General features: G+C 72.1%; 15 protein-coding genes. 5 read left to right on the plus strand and 10 right to left on the minus strand.

The window, feature by feature from the left end:
• Positions 1 to 17: 17 nt before the first annotated feature.
• The 3 genes from pyk to pta all read right to left on the minus strand — a co-directional run bounded on the left by pyk (position 18) and on the right by pta (position 4899).
• The gene (gene pyk, locus E6R18_RS10210) at positions 18 to 1448 is read right to left on the minus strand and encodes a pyruvate kinase (protein WP_136316540.1); all 1431 of its coding nucleotides are present in this window, start codon (positions 1446 to 1448) and stop codon (positions 18 to 20) included.
• 74 nt (positions 1449 to 1522) lie between these two features.
• Positions 1523 to 2767 carry an acetate kinase gene (locus tag E6R18_RS10215; protein ID WP_136316541.1) on the minus strand — a complete coding sequence of 415 codons (1245 nt, stop codon included), beginning with the start codon at positions 2765 to 2767 and terminating at the stop codon, positions 1523 to 1525.
• Between the two features lie 5 nt (positions 2768 to 2772).
• Positions 2773 to 4899: a phosphate acetyltransferase gene (gene pta / locus E6R18_RS10220; protein ID WP_136316542.1), complete on the minus strand. Its 2127-nt coding sequence runs from the start codon at positions 4897 to 4899 to the stop codon at positions 2773 to 2775.
• Between the two features lie 263 nt (positions 4900 to 5162).
• Between pta and E6R18_RS10225 the strand changes: the two genes are divergently transcribed.
• Positions 5163 to 6188: an ATP-dependent 6-phosphofructokinase gene (locus E6R18_RS10225; RefSeq protein WP_136316543.1), complete on the plus strand. Its 1026-nt coding sequence runs from the start codon at positions 5163 to 5165 to the stop codon at positions 6186 to 6188.
• A 51-nt stretch (positions 6189 to 6239) separates the two neighbouring features.
• Here E6R18_RS10225 and E6R18_RS10230 read toward each other — a convergent pair whose 3' ends face one another.
• The 3 genes from E6R18_RS10230 to E6R18_RS10240 form a co-directional block, all read right to left on the minus strand.
• The gene (locus E6R18_RS10230; RefSeq protein ID WP_136316568.1) at positions 6240 to 6869 is read right to left on the minus strand and encodes an XRE family transcriptional regulator; all 630 of its coding nucleotides are present in this window, start codon (positions 6867 to 6869) and stop codon (positions 6240 to 6242) included.
• A 172-nt stretch (positions 6870 to 7041) separates the two neighbouring features.
• Entirely contained in the window at positions 7042 to 7716 is a 675-nt protein-coding gene (locus tag E6R18_RS10235) for a response regulator (RefSeq protein WP_136316544.1), read from the minus strand.
• Positions 7713 to 9374, minus strand: a complete 1662-nt coding sequence (locus E6R18_RS10240) for an ATP-binding protein (RefSeq protein WP_136316545.1) — start codon at positions 9372 to 9374, stop codon at positions 7713 to 7715. Before E6R18_RS10240 ends, E6R18_RS10235 begins: the two co-directional genes overlap by 4 nt.
• Before the next feature lie 136 nt (positions 9375 to 9510).
• On the opposite strand from E6R18_RS10240, the gene E6R18_RS10245 reads away from it, so the two are divergent.
• From E6R18_RS10245 to trxA, 3 genes are read left to right on the plus strand one after another with little or no spacing between them, the layout of a single operon-like run.
• Positions 9511 to 10905: a cation:dicarboxylase symporter family transporter gene (locus E6R18_RS10245; RefSeq protein WP_136316569.1), complete on the plus strand. Its 1395-nt coding sequence runs from the start codon at positions 9511 to 9513 to the stop codon at positions 10903 to 10905.
• 59 nt (positions 10906 to 10964) lie between these two features.
• A complete protein-coding gene (locus tag E6R18_RS10250; protein WP_136316546.1) occupies positions 10965 to 11369 on the plus strand; it encodes a MerR family transcriptional regulator in 405 nt (134 codons plus the stop codon).
• Positions 11370 to 11372: 3 nt separating this feature from the next.
• Positions 11373 to 11705, plus strand: a complete 333-nt coding sequence (gene trxA, locus E6R18_RS10255) for a thioredoxin (RefSeq protein ID WP_136316547.1) — start codon at positions 11373 to 11375, stop codon at positions 11703 to 11705.
• Between the two features lie 68 nt (positions 11706 to 11773).
• Here trxA and glgB read toward each other — a convergent pair whose 3' ends face one another.
• The 4 genes from glgB to E6R18_RS10275 all read right to left on the minus strand — a co-directional run bounded on the left by glgB (position 11774) and on the right by E6R18_RS10275 (position 19685).
• Positions 11774 to 14254, minus strand: a complete 2481-nt coding sequence (glgB, locus tag E6R18_RS10260) for a 1,4-alpha-glucan branching enzyme (RefSeq protein WP_136316548.1) — start codon at positions 14252 to 14254, stop codon at positions 11774 to 11776.
• Between the two features lie 50 nt (positions 14255 to 14304).
• Positions 14305 to 15702 carry a phosphotransferase gene (locus E6R18_RS10265; protein WP_136316549.1) on the minus strand — a complete coding sequence of 466 codons (1398 nt, stop codon included), beginning with the start codon at positions 15700 to 15702 and terminating at the stop codon, positions 14305 to 14307.
• A 240-nt stretch (positions 15703 to 15942) separates the two neighbouring features.
• Positions 15943 to 17649 carry a maltose alpha-D-glucosyltransferase gene (treS, locus tag E6R18_RS10270; RefSeq protein ID WP_136316550.1) on the minus strand — a complete coding sequence of 569 codons (1707 nt, stop codon included), beginning with the start codon at positions 17647 to 17649 and terminating at the stop codon, positions 15943 to 15945.
• Positions 17646 to 19685, minus strand: coding sequence for an alpha-1,4-glucan--maltose-1-phosphate maltosyltransferase (locus tag E6R18_RS10275; RefSeq protein WP_136316551.1), 2040 nt, complete (start codon positions 19683 to 19685; stop codon positions 17646 to 17648). The genes treS and E6R18_RS10275 overlap by 4 nt, the downstream gene beginning before the upstream one ends.
• Before the next feature lie 710 nt (positions 19686 to 20395).
• Here E6R18_RS10275 and glgP point away from each other — a divergent pair.
• On the plus strand, positions 20396 to 22999 hold the full coding sequence (glgP, locus tag E6R18_RS10280; RefSeq protein WP_206308254.1) for an alpha-glucan family phosphorylase: 2604 nt from the start codon (positions 20396 to 20398) through the stop codon (positions 22997 to 22999).
• Positions 23000 to 23001 lie beyond the last annotated feature (2 nt).

Here is a 23001-nt window from a genome sequence, read left to right on the forward strand (position 1 = left end):
ACGCGGTCCGGGCGCGGTCAGCCCTGGCCCTGGCCGCCCACGTGGTGGACGCGGACCATGTTGGTGGTGCCGGGGACGCCGGGGGGCGAGCCGGCCGTGATGACCATGGTGTCGCCGGCGTTGTAGCGGTTGAGCTTCAGCAGCTCCGAGTCGACCAGGTCCACCATCGCGTCCGTGTTGTCCACGTGCGGGACGACGTGGGCCTCGACGCCCCAGCTGAGGGCCAGCTGGTTGCGGGTGGACTCGTCCGTGGTGAAGGCCAGGATCGGCTGGGCGGCGCGGTAGCGGGAGAGACGGCGGGCGGTGTCGCCGGACTGGGTGAAGGCGACCAGCGCCGCGCCGTCCAGGAAGTCCGCGATCTCGGCGGCCGCGCGGGCCACCGAACCGCCCTGGGTGCGGGGCTTCTTGCCCGGGACCAGCGGCTGGAGGCCCTTGGAGAGCAGCTCCTCCTCGGCGGCGACGACGATCTTCGACATCGTCTTGACCGTCTCGATCGGGTACGCGCCGACCGAGGACTCCGCGGAGAGCATGACCGCGTCCGCGCCGTCCAGGATCGCGTTGGCGACGTCGGACGCCTCGGCGCGGGTCGGCCGCGAGTTGGTGATCATGGACTCCATCATCTGGGTCGCCACGATCACCGGCTTGGCGTTGCGCCGGCACAGCTCCACCAGGCGCTTCTGCACCATCGGGACCCGCTCCAGGGGGTACTCGACGGCGAGGTCGCCGCGGGCGACCATCACACCGTCGAACGCCATGACGACGCCCTCCATGTGCTCGACGGCCTGCGGCTTCTCCACCTTGGCGATGACGGGGACCCGGCGGCCCTCCTCGTCCATCACCTTGTGGACGTCCTTGACGTCGTCGGCGTCCCGGACGAAGGAGAGCGCGACCATGTCGGCGCCCATCCTCAGCGCGAAGCGCAGGTCGTCGACGTCCTTCTCGGACAGGGCCGGGACGTTGACCGCGGCGCCCGGCAGGTTGATCCCCTTGTGGTCGGAGATCACCCCGCCCTCGATGACGATGGTGTGGACCCGGGGGCCGTCCACGGAGACGACCTTGAGCTCGACGTTGCCGTCGTTGATCAGGATCGGGTCGCCCTTGGTCACGTCACCGGGCAGGCCCTTGTAGGTCGTGCCGCAGATCGACTTGTCCCCGGGGACGTCCTCGGCGGTGATGACGAACTCGTCCCCGCGGACCAGTTCGACCGGACCCTCGGCGAACTTCGCCAGGCGGATCTTCGGGCCCTGGAGGTCGGCGAGCACGCCGACCGCCCGCCCGGTCTCGGCGGCGGCCTTGCGGACCCGGTCGTAACGACCCTGGTGTTCCGCGTGGGAGCCGTGACTGAAGTTGAAACGGGCCACGCTCATGCCGGCCTCGATCAGAGCGACGAGCTGCTCATGGGAGTCGACGGCGGGGCCGAGGGTGCAGACGATTTTGGAACGGCGCATGAGGCGGATCCTATCGGTTTGTTTCGCTGCGGAATATTCCGGCTGGTGGAAGATACAAAGGGGCGCGGGGGCGCTCAGTTGTCGACCAGTGCGAAGGTCTGGTTGGCGATCTCCAGCTCTTCGTCCGTCGGCACCACGGCGACCGCGACCCGTGCGTAATCCGGCGAGATCAGCCGCGGCACCCCGGACCGTACGGCGTTGAGATCCGCGTCCACCACCAGGCCGAACTCCTCCAGACCGGCGATCGCAGCTTCCCGCACCGGGCCCGAGTTCTCCCCGACCCCCGCCGTGAACACCACCGCGTCCACCCGGCCGAGGACCGCCGAATAGGCGCCGATGTACTTCTTCAGCCGGTGGACGTAGACGTCGAAGGCGAGCGCGGCACGCTCGTCGCCCTCGTCGATCCGGCGCCGGATCTCCCGCATGTCGTTGTCACCGCACAGCCCCACCAGGCCGCTCTTCTTGTTCAGCAGGACGTCGATCTCGTCCGCCGACATCCCCGCCACCCGCTTCAGGTGGAAGGTGACGGCCGGATCGATGTCTCCCGAACGCGTACCCATGACCAGCCCCTCCAAGGGGGTCAGTCCCATCGACGTCTCCACGCACCGCCCGCCCGCGACCGCCGAGGCCGACGCCCCGTTGCCCAGGTGCAGCACGATGACGTTGACCTCCTCCGGCTCCTTGCCCAGCAGTTGGGCCGCCTTGCGGGAGACGTACGCGTGCGAGGTGCCGTGGAAGCCGTAGCGCCGGATGCGGTGCGCGTCGGCCGTCTCCACGTCGATCGCGTACCGCGCCGCGTACTCCGGCATCGTCGTGTGGAACGCCGTGTCGAACACCGCCACCTGCGGCAGGTCGGGGCGCAGCGCCTGGGCGGTGCGGATGCCCGTGATGTTGGCCGGGTTGTGCAGCGGCGCCACCGGGACCAGGCGCTCGATCTCCTTCAGCACCTCGTCGGTGACCACGGTCGGCTCGGTGAACCGCAGCCCGCCGTGCACCACCCGGTGGCCGATCGCCGCCAGATCGGGGGAGTCCAGGCCGAGCCCGTCCGCGGCCAGTTCGTCGGCGGCCGCCCTCAGCGCCTCGTCGTGGTCGGCGATCCGGCCCTCGCGCTCCCGGCGCTCGCCCCCGCCGCCGGTCAGCGGGGTGTGGACGAGCCGGGAGGTCTCCTCGCCGATCCGCTCGACGAGCCCGGACGCGAGCCGGGAGCGGTCGCGCATGTCGAGCAGCTGGTACTTCACGGAGGACGAGCCGGAGTTGAGCACGAGCACCCGGCTCGGGCTCCCGGCCGCCGCCGCGTCTTCGGTGTTCGGGGTGGTCATGCGGGTCACTCCTCGCCCTGCGCCTGGATCGCCGTGATGGCCACGGTGTTGACGATGTCCTGGACGAGCGCGCCCCGGGACAGGTCGTTGACGGGCTTGCGCAGCCCCTGGAGCACCGGGCCGACGGCCACGGCGCCCGCCGAGCGCTGCACGGCCTTGTAGGTGTTGTTGCCGGTGTTCAGATCCGGGAAGATCAGGACCGTCGCCTGGCCCGCGACCTCGGACCCGGGCAGCTTCGTCGCCGCGACGCTCGGCTCGACCGCCGCGTCGTACTGGATGGGGCCCTCGATCCTCAGGTCCGGCCGGCTCTCGCGCACCCGGTCCGTCGCCTCCCGCACCTTGTCGACGTCCGCGCCGCTGCCCGAGGTCCCCGTCGAGTACGAGAGCATCGCGATCCGGGGCTCCACGCCGAAGCGGGCCGCGGTCGCGGCGGACTGGACGGCGATGTCCGCGAGCTGCTCGGCGTCCGGGTCCGGGTTGACCGCGCAGTCCCCGTACACCAGCACCTTGTCGGCGAGGCACATGAAGAAGACCGAGGAGACGATCGAGGCATCGGGCCTGGTCCCCCCATCGCCCGCCGCCACCCTGCCTGACGAGCTCCGCTCGGCCCCCTTCGTCCTGATGATCTCGAACGCGGGGCGGATCGTCGCCGCCGTGGAGTGCACCGCCCCGGAGACCATGCCGTCGGCCAGGCCCTCCTGGACCATCAGGGTGCCGAAGTAGTTGACGTCCGAGACGACGTCGTACGCCAGCTCGACCGTCACCCCGCGGTGGGCCCGCAGCTGTGCGTACCGCTCCGCGAACGCCTGGCGCAGCTCCGAGGTCTGCGGGTCGATGAGCTGGGTGGCGGCCAGGTCGATGCCGAGGTCCGCGGCCTTCTTGCGGATGACGTCGGGGTCGCCGAGCAGGGTGAGGTCGCAGACGTCGCGCCGCATCAGGACGTCGGCCGCCCGCAGCACGCGCTCCTCGGTGCCCTCCGGCAGCACCACCCGGCGGCGGTCCGCGCGGGCCTGCTCCAGCAGCTCGTGCTCGAACATCATCGGCGTGACCCGGCCGCTGCGGGCGACCGAGATCCGGTCGAGGAGGGCGCCGGTGTCCACATGGCGCTCGAAGAGGCCGAGCGCGGTCTCCGCCTTGCGCGGGGTCGCCGCGTTCAGCTTGCCCTCCAGGGCGAAGAGCTCCCCGGCGGTGGGGAAGGAGCCGCCGGCCACCGAGACGACCGGGGTGCCCGGTGCGAGCCGTGCGGCCAGCGTGAGTATCTCCTCGCCGGGCCGCTCGTTCAGCGTCAGCAGCACGCCCGCGATGGGCGGCGTCCCGGCGCTGTGCGCGGCGAGCGAGCCGACCACCAGGTCCGCGCGGTCCCCGGGCGTCACCACCAGGCACCCCGGGGTCAGCGCCTTCAGCAGGTTCGGCAGCATCGCGCCGCCGAAGACGAAGTCCAGCGCGTCCCTCGCCAGACCCGCGTCGTCACCCAGCAGTACCGTGCCGTCCAGCGCCGCGGCGATCTGCGCGACCGTCGGCGCCGCGAGGGCGGGCTCGTCGGGCAGCACCGAGCAGGGCACCGGCAGGGTGGCGGTGAGGCGTTCGGCGACGACCTCGCGGTCGGACGGGGCGACCCGGTTCACGATCATCGCGAGGACGTCGCAGCCGAGCCCCGAGTACGCGCGGTAGGCGTTGCGGGTCTCGGCGCGCACCGACTCCGCGTTCTGGTCCTTGCCGCCGACCACCGCGATCACCGAGGCGCCGAACTCGTTGGCCAGCCGGGCGTTGAGCGCCAGCTCGTCGGGGAGCTGGGTGGCGGCGAAGTCGGTGCCGAGGACGAGCACCACCTCGTAGTCCACGGCCACCCGGTGGAAGCGCTCGACCAGCCGGGAGACCAGTTCGTCGGTGCCCTGCTCGGCCTGGATCGCGGACGCCTCGTGGTAGTCCATCCCGTAGACGGTGCCCGGGTCCTGGGACAGCCGGTAGCGGGCCCGCAGCAGCTCGAACAGCCGGTCGGGGTCGTCGTGGACCAGGGGCCGGAACACCCCGACCCGGTCCACCTGACGCGTCAGGAGCTCCATCACGCCCAGATCGACGACCTGGCGGCCGTCTCCCCGGTCGATCCCGGTCACGTACACGCTGCGCGTCACGCGTGCTCTCCCGTCATCTCTGGTCCGGTACCTTGCCCGGTTCGGGTGGTATCGCCCGTTTGACGATACCCGCGGGGGCCGAGGGGCCGCCCGCCGGACGACTGCCCCCCGAACACCTCCGCAGGCGGCCGGGGAACGACCGGGAGCGCGAGGTGCGCGCCCGGCGTGGGACACTCGTCGTGACTCACGGTACGGGGGAGGCGGACGAAGCCCCCGCCCCGCATGCCGACGGACGGACCCCAGCGAGCAGGAGATACAGCAGGATGCGCATCGGAGTTCTCACCGCAGGCGGCGACTGCCCTGGCCTGAACGCAGTGATCCGCTCGGTCGTGCACCGCGCCGTGGTGGGCCACGGCGACGAGGTCATCGGATTCGAGGACGGCTTCAAGGGCCTTCTCGACGGGCATTTCCGCCCCCTCGACCTCAACGCGGTCAGCGGCATCCTCGCCCGGGGCGGCACGATCCTCGGCTCGGCCCGCCTGGAGCGCGACCGGCTGCGCGAAGCGGCCGAGAACTGCGCCGAGCTGAGCCGGCGTTACGGGATGGACGCGCTGATCCCGATCGGCGGCGAGGGCACGCTCACCGCCGCCCGGATGCTGTCGGACGCCGGGATGCCCGTCGTCGGCGTCCCCAAGACGATCGACAACGACATCTCCTCCACCGACCGCACGTTCGGCTTCGACACCGCGGTGGGCGTCGCGACGGAGGCCATAGACCGTCTGAAGACCACCGCCGAGTCCCACCAGCGCGTGATGGTGGTCGAGGTGATGGGCCGCCACGCGGGCTGGATCGCGCTGGAGTCCGGCATGGCCGGCGGCGCCCACGGCATCTGCCTGCCCGAGCGGAAGTTCCAGGTCGACGACCTGGTCAAGATGGTCGAGGAGCGCTTCGCGCGCGGCAAGAAGTTCGCGGTCATCTGCGTCGCCGAGGGCGCGCACCCGGCCGAGGGCTCCATGCCGTACGCCAAGGGCGAGATCGACCAGTACGGGCACGAGCGCTTCCAGGGCATCGGCAACCGGCTGGCCGTCGAGCTGGAGAAGCGGCTCGGCAAGGAGGCCCGTCCGGTCATCCTCGGCCACGTCCAGCGCGGCGGCACGCCGACCGCGTACGACCGGGTGCTCGCCACCCGCTTCGGCTGGCACGCGGTGGAGGCGGCGCACCGCGGTGACTTCGGCCGGATGACCGCCCTGCGCGGCAACGACATCGCGATGGTGCCGCTCGCCGAGGCGGTCACCCAGCTCAAGACGGTCCCGCTGGACCGGATGCGCGAGGCCGAGTCGGTCTTCTGAGGCACCCGTCGTGCGACGGGAAAGGGGCCCGCGACGCGGGCCCCTTTCCCGTCACCCCTGCGGGTCGGCCGCCTCCCAGAACCGGGGCACGATCCGGGCCAGGAACGCCCGGCCCTCCTCACCCGAGTTGCCCGCCCGGTCCGTGCCCGCGCTGCTCCAGCTGAGCGTGGACACCATCAGCGCCTGGTAGTCGCCGTGCAGCCGCTCCAGCACGACCTGGAGGCGGCGCCGGTCCAGCGGCACCAGCTTGGCCACCGGCCGGGTGTACGCCTGCCAGCGCGTCGTCACCGCGCTGCGCAGCAGCTCGGCCAGCTCCTCCTCGCGCCCGGTCGCCGCCACGAAGTCGGCGGGCGTCAGGCTCAGCGCCTCGCTGAGCGCGGTGGACTGGCGCTCGTTGCCCCGCCACCGCCCCGACTCCTCCATCCGCAGATACGCGGAGGTGGCCATCCCCACCATCGCGGCCAGCTCGTCCGGCGCCAGCTCCCGGGAGACCCGGTGCTCGCGCAGGCTGCGCGCGGCGGTCAGCAGCTCGCCCGGGGCGCACCACAGCACCCCGGCGAGCGCGGTGAGCTCGTACTCGGTGGGGAGGGCGAGCCCGCGCTCCCAGGCGGCCACCGTCTCGGCGGTGATCCGTAGTCCGTACTGGGCGCCGAGGCCGTAGGCGACGTGGCCGGGAGCCATCCCCAGGGCCTCGCGAAGTCTTCGCGCGGCGGGGGCGTTGAAAGGCGGGGAGGGGTGCACGGCCCCACCGTAGGAGGCCGGAGCCGGTCTGACTACGGTGTGTTCGCCCGAGAATACGGCTCATAGGAAGGTCCTAGGCGCAAAAGCCCCAAGAGGGGACCATTGGCACCGGTCAGCGCCCCTCTGCCCGCCACCGGTACTGCAGCTCGGGGCGTCCGACCTGCCCGTACTGCGGACTGCGCACCGCCCGCCCCACCGTCACCAGGTGTTCCAGATAGCGGCGCGCGGTGATGCGGGAGATCCCGAGCCCCTGGCCGGCCGACGCGGCCGTCACCCCGTCCGGGGCCGCCCGCAGCGCACCCGTCACCGCCTCCAGCGTCGGGCCGCTCAGCCCCTTGGGCAGCCGGGCGGGCTCCGGGGCGCGCAGCGTGGCCAGCGCCCGGTCCACCTCGTCCTGCCCGCTCGCCTCCCCGGCCGCCGCCCGGAACTCCGCGTACCGCACCAGCCGGTCCCGCAGGGTCGCGAAGGTGAACGGCTTCAGCACGTACTGGACGACCCCCAGCGACACCCCCTCGCGGACCACCGCCAGATCCCGGGCCGAGGTCACCGCGATCACGTCCGCCGAGTGACCGGCCGCGCGCAGCGAGCGCAGCAGCGTCAGGCCGTGCCCGTCGGGCAGGTAGAGGTCCAGGAGCAGCAGATCGACCGGGGTGCGCTCCAGCGCCCGCACCGCCTCGGCCCGCGAGTGCGCCACGGCGGCCACGGCGAACCCCGGCACCCGGCCCACGTACAGCTGATGGGCGTCGGCGGCGACGGGGTCGTCCTCGACGACCAGGACCCGGATCACGACGTCCCCTCCGCGCCCACACCGCCGCGCTCGGGCAGCGGCAGCCGTACGGTGAACACCGCGCCCCCGTCCGCGCCCTGCTCCAGCGCCACCGTCCCGCCGCTGCGGTGGGCGGCCTGGCGGACCAGGGCCAGGCCGAGTCCGCGCCCGGCGCCGTGCGTCGACCAGCCGCTGCGGAACACCTCGGCGGCGTCCGCCGGGTCGATCCCGGCGCCGTTGTCCGCGACCCGCAGCAGCAGCTCGCCGTCCCCGGCGAGCGCGGTGACCTTGACCCGCCCGCGCCGGGGCAGCGGCTCCGTGCGCTGCGGGGGTACGCCCTCCTCGGAGACGCCCGTGACCGCGTCCACCGCGTTGTCGATCAGGTTGCCGAGGATCGTCACCAGATCGCGGGCGGGCAGCGACGCGGGCAGGGCGCCGTCGTCGATCAGGCTGTCCTCGGCGAGCACCAGCTCCACGCCCCGCTCATTGGCCTGCGCCGCCTTGCCCAGCAGCAGCGCCGCGAGCACCGGTTCGCCGACCGCGCCCACCACCCGGTCGGTGAGGGCCTGGGCCAGCTCCAGCTCCGCCGTGGCGAAGCCCACCGCCTCGTCCGCCCGGCCCAGCTCGATCAGCGAGACCACCGTGTGCAGCCGGTTCGCCGCCTCGTGCGCCTGGGAGCGCAGGGCCCGGGTGAACCCGCGCTCGGAGTCCAGCTCCCCGGACAGCGCCTGGAGCTCGGTGTGGTCGCGCAGGGTCACCACGGTGCCCCGCCGCTCGCCGCCCACCACCGGACGGGTGTTGACGACGATGACCCGGTCCGCCGTCAGGTGCACCTCGTCCACCCGCTCCTCGGAGGCGAGCAGCGCCCCGGTCAGCGGGGCCGGCAGGTCGAGGTCGGCGACCCGGCGGCCGACCGTGCCCGGGGCCAGCCCCAGCAGCTCCCGGCCCGCGTCGTTGACCAGGGCGATCCGGCGCTGCCCGTCCAGCATCAGCAGCCCCTCGCGCACCGCGTGCAGGGTGGCCTCGTGGTAGTCGTGCATCCGGCTCAGCTCCGCCGCGTTCATCCCGTGGGTGTGCCGCCGCAGCCGGGCGTTGATCACGTAGGTGCCGAGGCCGCCGAGCACGAGCGCCGCGCCCGCCGCGAGCGCCAGCGCGCCCAGCTGGGCCCGCACCTGCGAGGAGACCCGGTCCACCGTGATGCCCGCGCTGACCAGCCCGGTGATCCGGCCGCCGTCGCGGACCGGGGTGACCACCCGGATCGAGGGGCCGAGCGTGCCGGTGTACGTCTCCGAGAACGTCTCGCCGCGCAGCGCCCGCGCGGTGTGCCCGAGGAAGGTCTCACCGATCCGGTCGGCGACCGGGTGCGTCCAGCGGACCCGGTCCGGACTCATGATGGTGATGAAGGCGATGCCGGTGTCCTCGCGCACCCGCTCCGCGTAAGGCTGGAGCGCGGCCGACGGGTCCGGGGCGCGGATCGCCTCCCGCACCGACGGCGATCCGGCCACCGCGACGGCCACCGCCCGCGCCTGCCGCGTCGCCGTCTCCTCGGCCTGCCCCCGCCCGGAGACGTACGCGAAGAACGCGCACCCCGCGACCACGGCCGCCACCAGCACCACCTGCATCGCGAACAGCTGACCGGCCAGGCTGCGCGGACGGGCAGTAAGGAGACGGAGGGGCATGGCCCCAGTCTGCCTGGCCGAAATCGTGTGAACGAAATGCACGTAAGGGTGACCGGCGTCACAACGGGCGGGATAGTCGCCGGGGCCCCCAGGGACGGGGGCGGGACAAGGATGACCCGAGGAGACCCCCGTGGCAGTGGCCGCCGCCGAGCCGGACCGTACCGAGCCGGACCGCACCAAGCCGGACCGTACGAAATACCTGTATCTCGCCGTGATCGTGGCGGTGGGCCTCGGCATCCTCGTGGGCTTCGTCGCTCCCGATGCCGCGGTCGAGCTCAAGCCCATCGGCACCGGGTTCGTGAACCTGATCAAGATGATGATCTCGCCCATCATCTTCTGCACGATCGTGCTGGGCGTCGGCTCGGTCCGCAAGGCCGCCAAGGTCGGTGCCGTCGGCGGGCTCGCCCTCGGCTACTTCCTGGTGATGTCGACCGTCGCGCTGGCCATCGGCCTCGTCGTCGGCAACCTCCTGGAGCCCGGTTCCGGCCTCCACATCACCGAGGCGGTCCGGGCCGCCGGCGAGAAGCAGGCGGCGGGGGCCGGCGAGTCCACCACGGACTTCCTGCTGGGCACCATCCCGACCACCATCGTGTCCGCCTTCACCGAGGGCGAGGTCCTCCAGACCCTGCTCATCGCCCTGCTCGCCGGCTTCGCGCTCCAGGCCCTGGGCTCGGCCGGTGAGCCGGTGCTGCGCGGCATCGGGCACATCCAGCGCCTCGTCTTCCGCATCCTCGCCATGATCATGTGGGCGGCCCCGGTCGGCGCGTTCGGCGCGATGGCCGCGGTGGTGGGCGAGACCGGCGTGGACGCGCTGAAGTCCCTCGCGATGATCATGGTCGGCTTCTACGTCACCTGCGCGCTCTTCGTCTTCCTGGTGCTGGGCGCGATCCTGCGCCTGGTGGCCGGGCTCAACATCTTCTCGCTGCTGAAGTACCTCGGCCGCGAGTTCCTGCTGATCCTCTCCACGTCCTCCTCCGAGTCGGCCCTGCCCCGGCTGATTGCGAAGATGGAGCACATGGGCGTCAGCAAGCCCGTCGTCGGCATCACCGTGCCGACCGGCTACTCCTTCAACCTGGACGGCACCGCCATCTACCTCACGATGGCCTCGCTGTTCATCGCCAACGCGACGGGCGACCCGCTGAGCATCGGCGAGCAGATCTCCCTGCTGGTCTTCATGGTGATCGCCTCCAAGGGCGCGGCGGGCGTCACCGGCGCCGGCCTCGCCACCCTCGCCGGCGGCCTCCAGTCGCACCGCCCCGAGCTGGTCGACGGCGTCGGCCTGATCGTCGGCATCGACCGCTTCATGAGCGAGGCCCGCGCCCTGACGAACTTCGCGGGCAACGCGGTGGCCACGGTCCTCGTCGGCACCTGGACCAAGGAGATCGACCGCGAGCGGGTCGACCAGGTGCTCTCCGGCGCGCTCCCCTTCGACGAGAAGATGCTCGACGACGAGGGCCCCGCCGAGCCGCACGCCGTCCCCGAGGCCCGGGACGGCGGCTACGAAGAGGCCCCCGAGCCGGCCAAGGTCTGACGGGCCGCCCCGCCTTCCTCCCTTGCCTTGACGCCGACGTCAAGGATTACGGTCGCGGTATGCGAATCGGGGAGCTGGCCGAACGGGCCGGGACGACGACGCGGACGCTGCGCTACTACGAGTCGCGCGGGCTGCTGCCCGCGCGGCGGGCGGTGAACGGCTACCGCACGTACGACGAGAGCGACCTGCGGCTGATCCAGCAGATCCGGACCCTCCAGGACTTCGGGTTCGACCTGGAGGAGACCCGCCCCTTCGTGGAGTGCCTGCGGGCGGGGCACCCCGCGGGGGACGCCTGCCCCGGCTCGCTCGCCGTCTACCGGCGCAAGCTCGGCGAGCTGGACGCGCTCATCGAGCAGTTGCGGACGGTCCGCGCGGAGGTGGGCGCCCAGCTGGCCCGCGCCGAGCTGGAGGTGTCCGCCGAACTGCCCGGCGGCCCCGAACCACGCTGCGAACTGGGAGGATGACAGATGATCCACATAACGGGTGTCGACGAGGTCACCGATGAGACCTTCGACACCGAGGTGCTGGGGGAGGGGCGGCCCGTCCTGGTGGAGTTCACCGCCGACTGGTGCGGCCCCTGCCGCCAGCTCGCCCCCGTCCTGGGCGCCCTCGCCGAGGAGGAGCGCGAACGGCTGCGGATCGTGCAGATCGACGTCGACCGCAACCCGGGCATCACCACCCGTTACGGCGTCCTGTCGATGCCCACCCTGATGGTGTTCCGCGCGGGCGAACCGGTGAAGTCCATGGTGGGCGCCCGCCCGAAGCGGCGGCTCCACCAGGAGCTGGCGGACGTGCTCTGAGCCCCCGAGGGGCGGGGGCCACCCGGCCCCCGCCCCTCGGTACGTCACCCCGTCACCCCGTCACCCCGTCACGCCGGCTTGAACCACACCGTCGCCAGCGGCGGCAGCGTCAGCGCCACGCTCGACGCCCTGCCGTGGGACGCCACCGCCTCCGGCTTCAGCGGCGCGCCGCTCACCACATCGCTGCCGCCGTAGCGGGCCGCGTCCGTGTTCAGGACCTCCTCCCACGCCCGGGGGCCCTCCGGCACCCCCACCCGGTAGTCGTGCCGCACCACCGGCGAGAAGTTGCAGACGGCCAGCAGCGGCGCCCCCTTCGCGTCGTGGCGCAGGAACGCGAACACGTTGTCCTCGGCCGCGCCGCCGTCCACCCAGGCGAAGCCCTCCGGCAGGGTGTCGCGCTGCCAGAGCGCCGGCGTCGCCCCGTACACCCGGTTCAGATCGCTCACCAGCGTCCGCACCCCGCGGTGATCGCTCTCCGCCGCGTACGAGGGGTCCAGCAGCCACCAGTCCGGGCCGTGCCCCTCCGACCACTCCGCGCCCTGCGCGAACTCCTGGCCCATGAAGAGGAGTTGCTTGCCGGGGTGGGCCCACATGAAGCCGAGGTAGGCCCGGTGGGTGGCGCGCTGCTGCCACCAGTCGCCGGGCATCTTGCTGACCAGCGCGCGCTTGCCGTGCACCACCTCGTCGTGCGAGATCGGCAGCACGTAGTTCTCGCTGTACGCGTACACCATCGAGAACGTCATCTCGTTGTGGTGGTACTTGCGGTGCACCGGCTCCTTGGAGACGTACACCAGCGAGTCGTGCATCCAGCCCATGTTCCACTTCAGGCCGAAGCCCAGACCACCGTGGTCGGTGGCCCGGGTCACCCCGTCCCAGGCGGTCGACTCCTCGGCGATGGTGACCACGCCCGGATTGCGGCGGTAGACCGTGGCGTTCATCTCCTGGAGGAAGGCGACCGCGTCCAGGTTCTCCCGCCCGCCGAACTCGTTCGGCGACCAGTCGCCGTCCTCGCGCGAGTAGTCGAGGTAGAGCATCGAGGCGACCGCGTCCACCCGCAGCCCGTCGATGTGGAACTCCTCGCACCAGTACGTGGCGTTGGCGACCAGGAAGTTGCGGACCTCGGTGCGGCCGTAGTCGAACTCCAGGGTGCCCCAGTCCGGGTGCGCGGCCCGCCTCGGGTCGGAGTGCTCGTACAGCGGGCGGCCGTCGAACTCCGCGAGCGCCCAGTCGTCGCGCGGGAAGTGCGCCGGCACCCAGTCCACGATGACGCCGATCCCGGCCCGGTGCAGCGCGTCGATCAGGAAGCGGAAGTCGTCCGGCGAACCCATCCGGGAGGTCGGGGCGTAGAAACCGGTGACCTGGTAGCCCCAGGAGCCGCCGAAGGGGTGCTCGGCCACCGGCATCAGCTCCACATGCGTGAAGCCCAGATCGCGTACGTAGGCCGGAAGTTGATCGGCGAGCTGCCGGTAGGTCAGACCGGGCCGCCAGGAGGACAGGTGCACCTCGTACACCGAGAACGGCGCCTCGTGCACGGGGACGTTCCCGCGCTTCGCCATCCACTCCTGGTCCTGCCAGACGTGGTGCGAGGCCGTCACGACCGAGGCGTTGGCCGGCGGCACCTCGGTGTGGCGGGCCATCGGGTCGGCGCGCATCGTGTGCGAACCGTCCGGGCGGCAGATGTCGAACTTGTACAGCGCGCCCTCGCCGGTCCCGGGCAGGAACAGCTCCCACACCCCCGACGAGCCGAGCGACCGCATCGGGAAGCCGGTGCCGTTCCAGTAGTTGAAGTCGCCGCAGACCCGGACACCCCGGGCGTTGGGCGCCCACACCGTGAACCGCGTCCCGGCCACGCCCTGGTGCTCCATCGGCCGGGCACCGAGCGCCGTCCACAGCTCCTCGTGCCGGCCCTCCCCGATCAGGTGCAGATCCAGTTCCCCGAGCGCCGGCAGGAAGCGGTACGGGTCGTGGATCTCGATCTCGTTGTCGTCGTAGGCCACCAGCAACCGGTACTCCGGGACCGCCGGCACCGGCAGCAGACCGGAGAACAGGCCGTCCCCGTCGTCGTGCAGCGGCGCCCGCAGCCCCTTGGCGAGCACGGTGACGGACCGGGCGAACGGGCGCAGCACCCGGATCTCCACCCCGCCGCGCACCTGGTGCGCGCCCAGCAGGTCGTGCGGGGCGTGGTGCTCACCCGCCAGGAGCCGGCCCCGGTCGGCCGGGTCCCAGGGAGCGGCCGGGTGAAGGCCCTGGTTGCCGGCGCTGCGGGGGCGGGGCGGGGCCGCTGCCTTCTTGGCGCGCTTGGCCGGGGCGGCGGCCGTGGTCGTGGCGGGCTTCTTCGCGGCCCGGGTCGCGCGCTTCTTCGCCGGTGGCGCGGCCGGCTCCGCCGCTGCCAGGGTCCCGGCCGCCGGTCCGGCGACGGCCTTGGCGTGCTCGGCGGGTGCGGCGGCCTGGGGCGAGGAGAGGGTGGCCGCGATCGGGGTCCCGTCGAGTGGGGCCTCGGGGGCGGGCGCGGCGGGCTCGGGCTTGCGGGACGGCTTGCGGGCGGTCACGGGGACAGCCTCCTCGGGGGTGGTGGGGTGGGGCGGATGGCGGACGGGGCTCAGTCGGCGGTGGCGGAGGCCAGGCGGTGGATCGCGGCCATCGGGACCGGGAGCCAGTCGGGCCGGTGCCGTGCCTCGTACAGCACCTCGTAGACCGCCTTGTCGGTCTCGTGGGCGCGCAGCAGCTCCGGCTCCGCGCGCGGGTCGGCGCCCGCGGCCTCCGCGTAGCCGTCGCAGTAGGCGTCCCGGCAGCGGGCCGCCCACTCGGGCTTCCAGGGCCGGTGCGAGCGGGCCGCGTAGTCGAAGGAGCGGAGCATGCCGGCCACGTCGCGCACCGGGGGCTGCGGGCTGCGGCGCTCCGGGAGCGGCCGGGCCGGCTCGCCCTCGAAGTCGATCAGCGACCAGAAACCGTCGGTGCCGCGCAGGGTCTGGCCGAGGTGGAGGTCGCCGTGCACCCGCTGGGCGGCCCAGCTGCGCCCCCGGTGCCCGAGCGCGGCGACCGCGTCGAAGGCGGTGCGCAGCCCGGGGACGTACGGGACCAGCTCCGGCACCGCGTGGGCGGCCGCCTCAAGACGCTCGACCATGGCGGCGGCCAGCTCGTCGGTCTGGGAGCGGCGGAGCACCGGGGTGGGCAGGGCGGCGGCGAGCGCGGTGTGCACCTCGGCGGTGGCCCGGCCCAGCGCGTGGGCCTCGGCCAGGAAGTCGTGCCCGGTGGCCAGGGCGCGCAGGGCGAGCTGCCAGCCGTCCTGGGCGCCGCGCAGGTAGGGCTGGAGCACCCCGAGCGTCAGCCGCTCCGGCGTCGCGGCTTCGAACCAGGCGACGGGCGCGGGCACCCGGCCGCACCCCTCGCGGGAGAGCGCGAGCGGCAGTTCGAGGTCGGGGTTGGTGCCCGGGAAGACCCGCCGGAAGATCTTCAGGATGTACGCGTTGCCGTACACCAGCGAGGAGTTGGACTGCTCGGTGTCCAGCACGCGCGGCGGCAGGCCCTCGGGGATGGCCTCCGCGCCCCGGTCGAAGCGGACGGCGCCGAGCCGGCCGGGGATGCGCAATCGTTCCAGCAGCAGGGACGCCAGGTGCGGATCGTGCAGGCCGTCGTAGACGGTCAGGCCGGCCAGCGGCCCGTCCGGCACCCGGCCGATGAGGGCGGGCGCCAGGTGCTGCGGCGGCGCGGAGCGCACCCCGAGCAGCAACTGGTAGCAGTCGACGGGGGGCTGGGCCGGCATGGTGGGCTGGTGGACCCGCACCAGCAGGTGCAGGAGCCCGGGTGTGTGTTCGTCGTCGCTGCGGTCCACCGGCAGTATCTCGGTGGCCGAGACGAGCGAGAAGGCGGTGATGGGCCGCCCCTTGCCCGCGAACCACCGCTGCCGGGGCAGCCATTCGTGGAGCAGCGGTCCGAGAGACGGAAGCAGGGCTGTGCTGTTCGCCAGGGTGACCTGAGCGGATGCAGCCTCCGACATGGCATCGCGTCCTTTCCCCGGGCACACCACAGGATGCGAAGAGTGTCCCGGATTGCGGCATTGGCTGTCCGGCTGTGCGGGACGTGTCGGGTCAGGATGATCCGTACGGACTCGACATGAGGGGATCGAAACGCCAGGAGAATCCAGGAAGCTTCCTGAACCACCCGGTATGGGGGGAGGTTGCCCCGTGCGGGGCGGTGGAAACCGCCCCGCCGGTGGCGGCCGGGAACCGGCCGCGGGTCAGTTCGGCGGCGCGTCCTTGCGCAGCCGGAACCAGTAGAAGCCGTGTCCCGCGAGAGTCAGCAGGTAGGGCCACTGACCGATGGCGGGGAAGCGCACCCCGCCGATCAGCTCCACCGGATGACGCCCGTTGAAGGACCTGAGATCGAGCTCGGTGGGCTGCGCGAACCGGGAGAAGTTGTGGACGCACAGCACCAGGTCGTCCCCGTGCTCCCGGGTGAAGGCGAGCACCGCCGGGTTGGACGACGGCAGTTCGTTGTACGTGCCGAGGCCGAACGCCGGGTTCTGCTTGCGGATCTCGATCATCCGCCGCGTCCAGTGCAGCAACGAGGACGGGGAGGCCATCGACGCCTCGACGTTGGTGACCTGGTAGCCGTAGACCGGGTCCATGATCGTGGGGAGGTAGAGCCGCCCCGGGTCGCTGGAGGAGAAGCCGGCGTTGCGGTCGGGCGTCCACTGCATCGGGGTGCGTACGGCGTCCCGGTCGCCCAGCCAGATGTTGTCGCCCATCCCGATCTCGTCCCCGTAGTAGAGGATCGGGGAGCCAGGCAGCGACAGCAGCAGGGCGGTGAACAGCTCGATCTGGTTGCGGTCGTTGTCCAGCAGCGGGGCGAGGCGGCGGCGGATGCCGATGTTGGCGCGCATCCGCGGGTCCTTCGCGTACTCCGCGTACATGTAGTCGCGTTCTTCGTCCGTGACCATTTCGAGCGTCAGCTCGTCGTGGTTGCGCAGGAAGATGCCCCACTGGCAGCCCGAGGGGATCGCCGGTGTCTTGGCCAGGATTTCGGAGACCGGGTAGCGGCTCTCGCGCCGTACGGCCATGAAGATCCGCGGCATCACGGGGAAGTGGAACGCCATGTGGCACTCGTCCCCGCCGCCCTGGTAGTCGCCGAAGTAGTCGACGACGTCCTCCGGCCACTGGTTGGCCTCGGCCAGCAGGACCGTGTCCGGGTAGTTGGCGTCGATCTCCTTGCGGACCCGCTTGAGGAAGTTGTGGGTCTCGGGCAGGTTCTCGCAGTTGGTGCCCTCGCGCTGGTAGAGGTAGGGCACGGCGTCGACCCGGAAGCCGTCGATGCCGAGGTCCAGCCAGAAGCGGAGCGCGGAGATGATCTCCTCCTGCACCGCCGGGTTCTCGTAGTTGAGGTCGGGCTGGTGCGAGAAGAACCGGTGCCAGTAGTACTGCTTGCGCACCGGGTCGAAGGTCCAGTTGGACGTCTCGGTGTCCACGAAGATGATCCGGGCGTCCTGGAACTGCTTGTCGTCGTCGGCCCAGACGTAGTAGTCGCCGTACGGCCCGTCGGGATCGGTCCGGGACTGCTGGAACCAGTCGTGCTGGTCGCTGGTGTGATTCATGACGAAGTCGATGATCACGCGCATGCCGCGCTGGTGGGCGGCGTCGACGAACTCCACGAAGTCGGCGAGGTCGCCGAACTCCGGCAGCACGGCGGTGTAGTCGGAGACGTCGTAACCGCCGTCGCGCAGCGGCGACTTGAAGAACGGCGGCAGCCAGAGGCAGTCGACGCCCAGCCACTGGAGGTAGTCCAGCTTGGCGGTGATCCCCTTCAGGTCTCCGATGCCGTCGCCGTTGGAGTCCTGGAAGGACCGGACGAGGACCTCGTAGAAGACGGCACGCTTGAACCAGTCGGGATCGCGGTCCTTGGCGGGAGTGTCCGCGAACAGGTCGTGGACGGGCTCATTGACGATCATGGTGTGGGTGACCCTCCGGTCGGCGGGGACGGTCGCAGGACGGCGATGTGCGCGGGCGTCACGCCCGGCTCCAGACGCACATAGAAGGTCCTGCCCCAGTGATAGGAAGTGCCGGTGAGCTCGTCGCGCACCGGCACGCTCTCGTGCCGGTCGAGGCCGAGTCGCGGCATGTCCAACGAGACGGTCGCCTCCTGGGTGTGGTGCGGGTCGAGGTTGACGACCATCAGAAGAGTGTTCGAACCGGAGCGCTTGCTGTACACGATCAGGGCGTCGTTGTCGGACGAGTGGAAATGCACGTCACGCAACTGTTGCAGCGCCGGGTGGCGGCGCCTGATCCGGTTGAGCGAGGTGATGAGCGGGGCCAGCGAACGGCCCTCGCGCTCGGCGGCTTCCCAGTCCCTGGGCCGGATCTCGTACTTCTCCGAGTCGAGGTACTCCTCACTGCCGTGGTGGATCGCGGTGTTCTCGCACAGCTCGAACCCCGCGTACACCCCCCATGAGGGGGAGAGGGTCGCCGCGAGCACCGCCCGTGCCTCGAAGGCCGGCCTGCCGCCCTCCTGAAGGTATCCGGGAAGGATGTCGGGGGTGTTCACGAAGAAATTCGGCCTCATGAACGAGGCGGTCTCACCGGCCAGCTCCGTCACGTAGTCCGTGATTTCCTGCCGGCTGTTGCGCCAGGTGAAATACGTGTACGACTGCTGGAATCCGACGGTGGCCAGGGTGCGCATCATCGCGGGCCGGGTGAATGCCTCGGCCAGGAAGATCACATCGGGATCGGTTCCGTTGATCTCGGTGATCACCTTCTCCCAGAAGACCACCGGCTTCGTGTGCGGATTGTCGATCCGGAAGATGCGCACACCCCGGTCCATCCAGAACCGCAGGATGCGCACCGTCTCCGCGACGATTCCGTCCATGTCCCTGTCGAAGGCGATCGGATAGATGTCCTGGTATTTCTTCGGTGGATTCTCCGCATAGGCGATGGTGCCGTCGGCCCGGTGCTGGAACCACTCCGGGTGCTTCTCCACCCACGGATGGTCCGGCGAGCACTGGAGCGCGAAATCCAGGGCCACTTCCATCCGCAGGTTGCGAGCCGTCTCCACGAAATGGGCGAAGTCCTCCAGGGTGCCGAGATCCGGGTGGACCGCGTCGTGGCCGCCCTCCGCCGAACCGATCGCCCACGGCACGCCCACGTCGTGCGGGGCCGGGGTCAGGGAGTTGTTCGGACCCTTGCGGTGGGTCGTGCCGATGGGGTGGACCGGCGGCAGATAGACCACGTCGAACCCCATCGCGGCGACCGCGGGCAGCCGCTCGGCCGCCGTGCGGAAGGTGCCGCTGATGAGCCGGGGCGGCTCCGGCGCGGCGGCGGCCCTGGTCTTGCGCCCCTTGCGCGGCGCCTTCGCGGGTTCGGCCCTCGCCCCCTCGGAGCGCGGGAACATCTCGTACCAGGAGCCGTACAGCGCACGCCGGCGCTCGACCACCAGCGGGTGCGGGCGCGAGGCCGTGACCAGCTCGCGCAGGGGGTGGCGGGCCAGCGCCCGGCCGGCCTCCGGGGAGAGCGCCGCCGCGAGCCGGGCCTCGGCCGGCCGGGACTCGTCGCGCAGCGCGTCGACCGCGGCCAGCACCGCCTCGCGGCCGTCCCGCTTGGGCACGCCCTCGGCGGCCCGCTCGTACAGCTCGGCGCCCTCGGCGAGCACCAGCGCGGTGTCGATGCCCGCCGGGATCTTGATCTGCGCCGCGTGCCGCCAGGTGGCGACCGGATCGCTCCACGCCTCGACCGTGTACGTCCAGCGGCCCTCGGCGTCCGGCGTCACCTCGGCGCCCCAGCGGTCGGTGCCCGGGGCCAGCTCGCGCATCGGCGTCCACGGCCCCGGACGCCCGCTCGGACCGCGCAGCACCACATTGGCCGCGACCGCGTCGTGACCCTCCCGGAAGACGGTCGCGGTGACCTGGAACGTCTCACCGGCAACGGCCTTGGCGGGCCTTCTGCCGCAATCGACGAGCGGATGGACGTCGAGGACGGGAATGCGACCGATCATGGAATCACCTGGGGACTGGGGCTCGGATCCGACGAGGCGGGCAGCGGGCGCAGAAGGCTGAACGCGCGCGCCGCGAGGGTGGGGTTGCGTCCTTTCTAGCCGCTCGGTGGATGGCTGGCGGGGTGTGGGCATGGCCGCTCCTGTCCGCGTTCACTCGAATGGCAGTCGAAACAGGCCGTATACGAACCGGGGGCCGATCACCGGCGGTCTGGGAATGAATCGTGCGCGTGCCGCAGATGAACCCTCGTCGGCTGTCATCCGAATGCATTCGTTCCGGGTACCGGAGAAGCCTTCCCCAGCATCGTGGTGGGCCAATCCGGTGATATGTCGTCTGCTCGGGCGTATGGGGGACGTTCCGAATGCGCCGGGCTCCGCCGCGCGTACGCGGGATTGTGCGGAACCGGCGCACGCGGGTGGGAAAGGCGCCACACGGCAGCTTTCCCCCTGGGGTGGAGGCTCACAAGGCCGCATGAGGGGAAGGAATCGGCCATAACGCCTGTGCCGTATGAGCCCGGTTGTGCGTGCGGTGGCGAAAGGGGCGTACGGGACCGGAGCGCACGGGCGTCCGGACCGCACCGGTCGCACTCCGCCCGGCGCCCGCGCGCCGTGGCTGCCGGACCCGGCCCGCGGCTACCGTCGAGGGTGACGGAGCGGCGCACATGGTGGTGCGTCCCGCTCCGATTCGTACGTCCCCTGTAAAGGTGGAATGCGTGAAGGCCATTCGTCGATTCACCGTGCGTCCCGTCCTGCCCGACTCCCTCCAACCCCTCAGCGACCTGGCGCGCAACCTGCGCTGGTCCTGGCACACCGAGACCCGCGAGCTGTTCCAGGCCGTCGACCCGGCGGCCGGCCCCGCGGCGGAGTGCGACCCCGTACGCCTGCTCGGTTCCGTCTCCGCGGGCCGGCTCGCCGAGCTGGCCCGGGACGAAGCGTTCCTGCGCCGGCTCGCCGAGGCGTCCGCCGACCTCCGGGAGTACCTCCAGGGGCCCCGCTGGTACCAGGAGCAGCGCGCCGAGGGCGCCGCGCTCCCCGCCGCCATCGCCTACTTCTCACCCGAATTCGGGGTCACCGCCGCACTCCCGCAGTACTCCGGCGGGCTCGGCATCCTCGCCGGGGACCACCTCAAGGCCGCCAGCGACCTGGGCGTCCCCCTCGTCGGGGTCGGCCTGCTCTACCGCCACGGCTACTTCCGCCAGAGCCTGTCCAGGGACGGCTGGCAGCAGGAGCACTACCCCGTCCTCGACCCCAACGAGCTGCCGCTCACCCTCCTCCGCGAGGCCGACGGCACCCCCAGCCAGGTCGTCCTGGCCCTGCCCGGCGGCCGCTCCCTGCACGCCCAGATCTGGCAGGCCCACGTCGGCCGGGTGCCGCTGCTGATGCTCGACTCCGGCGTCGAGGAGAACGCCCCCGGCGAACGCGAGGTCACCGACCGGCTGTACGGCGGCGGCAGCGAGCACCGGCTGCTCCAGGAAATGCTGCTGGGCATCGGCGGGGTCCGCGCGGTGCGCACCTACTGCCGGCTCACCGGCCACCCCGCCCCCGAGGTGTTCCACACCAACGAGGGCCACGCCGGCTTCCTCGGCCTCGAACGCATCCGCGAGCTGGCCACCACGGGCCTGGACTTCGACTCCTCGGTGGAGTCCGTCCGCGCCGGCACCGTCTTCACCACCCACACCCCGGTCCCGGCCGGAATCGACCGGTTCGACCGCGAACTCGTCGCCCGCCACTTCGGCGAGGACGGCGAACTGCCCGGCGTACCCGCCGAACGCGTCCTGGAACTCGGCACCGAGACCTACACCGGCGGCGACCCGGGCGTCTTCAACATGGCGGTGATGGGGCTGCGGCTCGCCCAGCGCGCCAACGGCGTCTCCACGCTGCACGGCGCGGTCAGCCGGGAGATGTTCGCCGGGCTCTGGCCGGGCTTCGACGCCCCGGAGGTGCCCATCACCTCCGTCACCAACGGGGTCCACGCGCCCACCTGGGTCGCCCCCGAGGTCTACCGGCTGCGGACCGAGTCCGGCGGCACACCGGGGCGGTGGGACTCCGTCGCCGCCATCCCCGACCGGCGGCTGTGGGACCTGCGCCGGACCCTGCGCGAACAGCTGGTGACCGAGGTGCGGCAGCGGCTGCACGCCTCCTGGCGCACCAGGGGCGCACAACCCGCCGAGCTGGGCTGGATCGACGGCGTGCTGGACCCCGACGTCCTGACGATCGGCTTCGCCCGCCGCGTCCCCTCCTACAAGCGCCTGACGCTGATGCTGCGCGACCGGGACCGGCTGCGCGGGCTGCTGCTGCACCCGGAGCGGCCGATCCAGATCGTCGTCGCGGGCAAGGCGCACCCGGCCGACGACAGCGGGAAGCGGCTGGTCCAGGAGCTGGTCAGGTTCGCCGACGACCCCCGGGTCCGCCACCGCATCGTCTTCCTGCCCGACTACGGGATGGCGATGGCCCAGAAGCTCTACCCGGGCTGCGACGTCTGGCTGAACAACCCGCTGCGCCCGCTGGAGGCGTGCGGGACGAGCGGGATGAAGGCCGCGCTCAACGGCTGCCTCAACCTGTCCGTGCTGGACGGCTGGTGGGACGAGTGGTTCGAGCCGGACTTCGGCTGGGCGATCCCGACGGCCGAGGGCGGCGCCCTGGACGAGGACCGGCGCGACGACCTGGAGGCGGGCGCCCTGTACGAGCTGATCGAGGACCGGGTCGCGCCGCGCTTCTACGACCGCGGGGACGAGGGAATGCCCGGCCGCTGGATCGAGATGGTCCGCCGCACGCTGGGCACGCTGGGGCCCAAGGTGCTCGCCGACCGGATGGTCCGCGAGTACGTGGAGCGGCTGTACACCCCGGCCGCCGTCGCCCAGCGGTCCCTGGAGGTGGAGCAGGCCCGGGAGCTGGCCGGCTGGAAGGCGCGGGTCAGGGCGGCCTGGCCGCGGGTGGCCGTGGACCATGTGGAGGCGGTGACGCCCAGCGCGTCGGGTACGTCGGCGGAGCTGGGTTCCACGCTGGCGCTGCGGGTCCGGGTCAGCCTGGGCGCGCTGGAGCCGGACGACGTGGAGGTGCAGGCGGTGGCCGGGCGGGTCGACTCGGCCGACGCGATCTTCGACGCCCAGGTCTTCCCGCTGAAGCCGGCGGGCGGCCAGGACCTGGAGGGCCGCTGGCTGTACGAGGGCCCGCTCGCCCTGGACCGGACGGGACCCTACGGCTACACCGTGCGGGTGCTGCCCACCCACCGGCTGCTGGCCCACGGGGCGGAACTCGGCCTGGTCGCCCAGCCGATGGGCCGCACGGGTGAGGGCGCGGGCGTGCTGATGCGCTGACG

The sequence above is a fragment of the Streptomyces sp. A1277 genome (assembly GCF_004795015.1).
Lineage (GTDB): Bacteria > Actinomycetota > Actinomycetes > Streptomycetales > Streptomycetaceae > Streptomyces.

Coding starts and splice junctions, on each gene's coding strand:
- pyk (WP_136316540.1), bottom strand. CDS start 1,448: ATGCGCCGTTCCAAAATCGTCTGCACCCTCGGCCCCGCCGTCGACTCC.
- E6R18_RS10215 (WP_136316541.1), bottom strand. CDS start 2,767: ATGACCACCCCGAACACCGAAGACGCGGCGGCGGCCGGGAGCCCGAGC.
- E6R18_RS10225 (WP_136316543.1), top strand. CDS start 5,163: ATGCGCATCGGAGTTCTCACCGCAGGCGGCGACTGCCCTGGCCTGAAC.
- E6R18_RS10230 (WP_136316568.1), bottom strand. CDS start 6,869: ATGGCTCCCGGCCACGTCGCCTACGGCCTCGGCGCCCAGTACGGACTA.
- E6R18_RS10240 (WP_136316545.1), bottom strand. CDS start 9,374: ATGCCCCTCCGTCTCCTTACTGCCCGTCCGCGCAGCCTGGCCGGTCAG.
- E6R18_RS10250 (WP_136316546.1), top strand. CDS start 10,965: ATGCGAATCGGGGAGCTGGCCGAACGGGCCGGGACGACGACGCGGACG.
- trxA (WP_136316547.1), top strand. CDS start 11,373: ATGATCCACATAACGGGTGTCGACGAGGTCACCGATGAGACCTTCGAC.
- E6R18_RS10265 (WP_136316549.1), bottom strand. CDS start 15,702: ATGTCGGAGGCTGCATCCGCTCAGGTCACCCTGGCGAACAGCACAGCC.
- treS (WP_136316550.1), bottom strand. CDS start 17,649: ATGATCGTCAATGAGCCCGTCCACGACCTGTTCGCGGACACTCCCGCC.
- E6R18_RS10275 (WP_136316551.1), bottom strand. CDS start 19,685: ATGATCGGTCGCATTCCCGTCCTCGACGTCCATCCGCTCGTCGATTGC.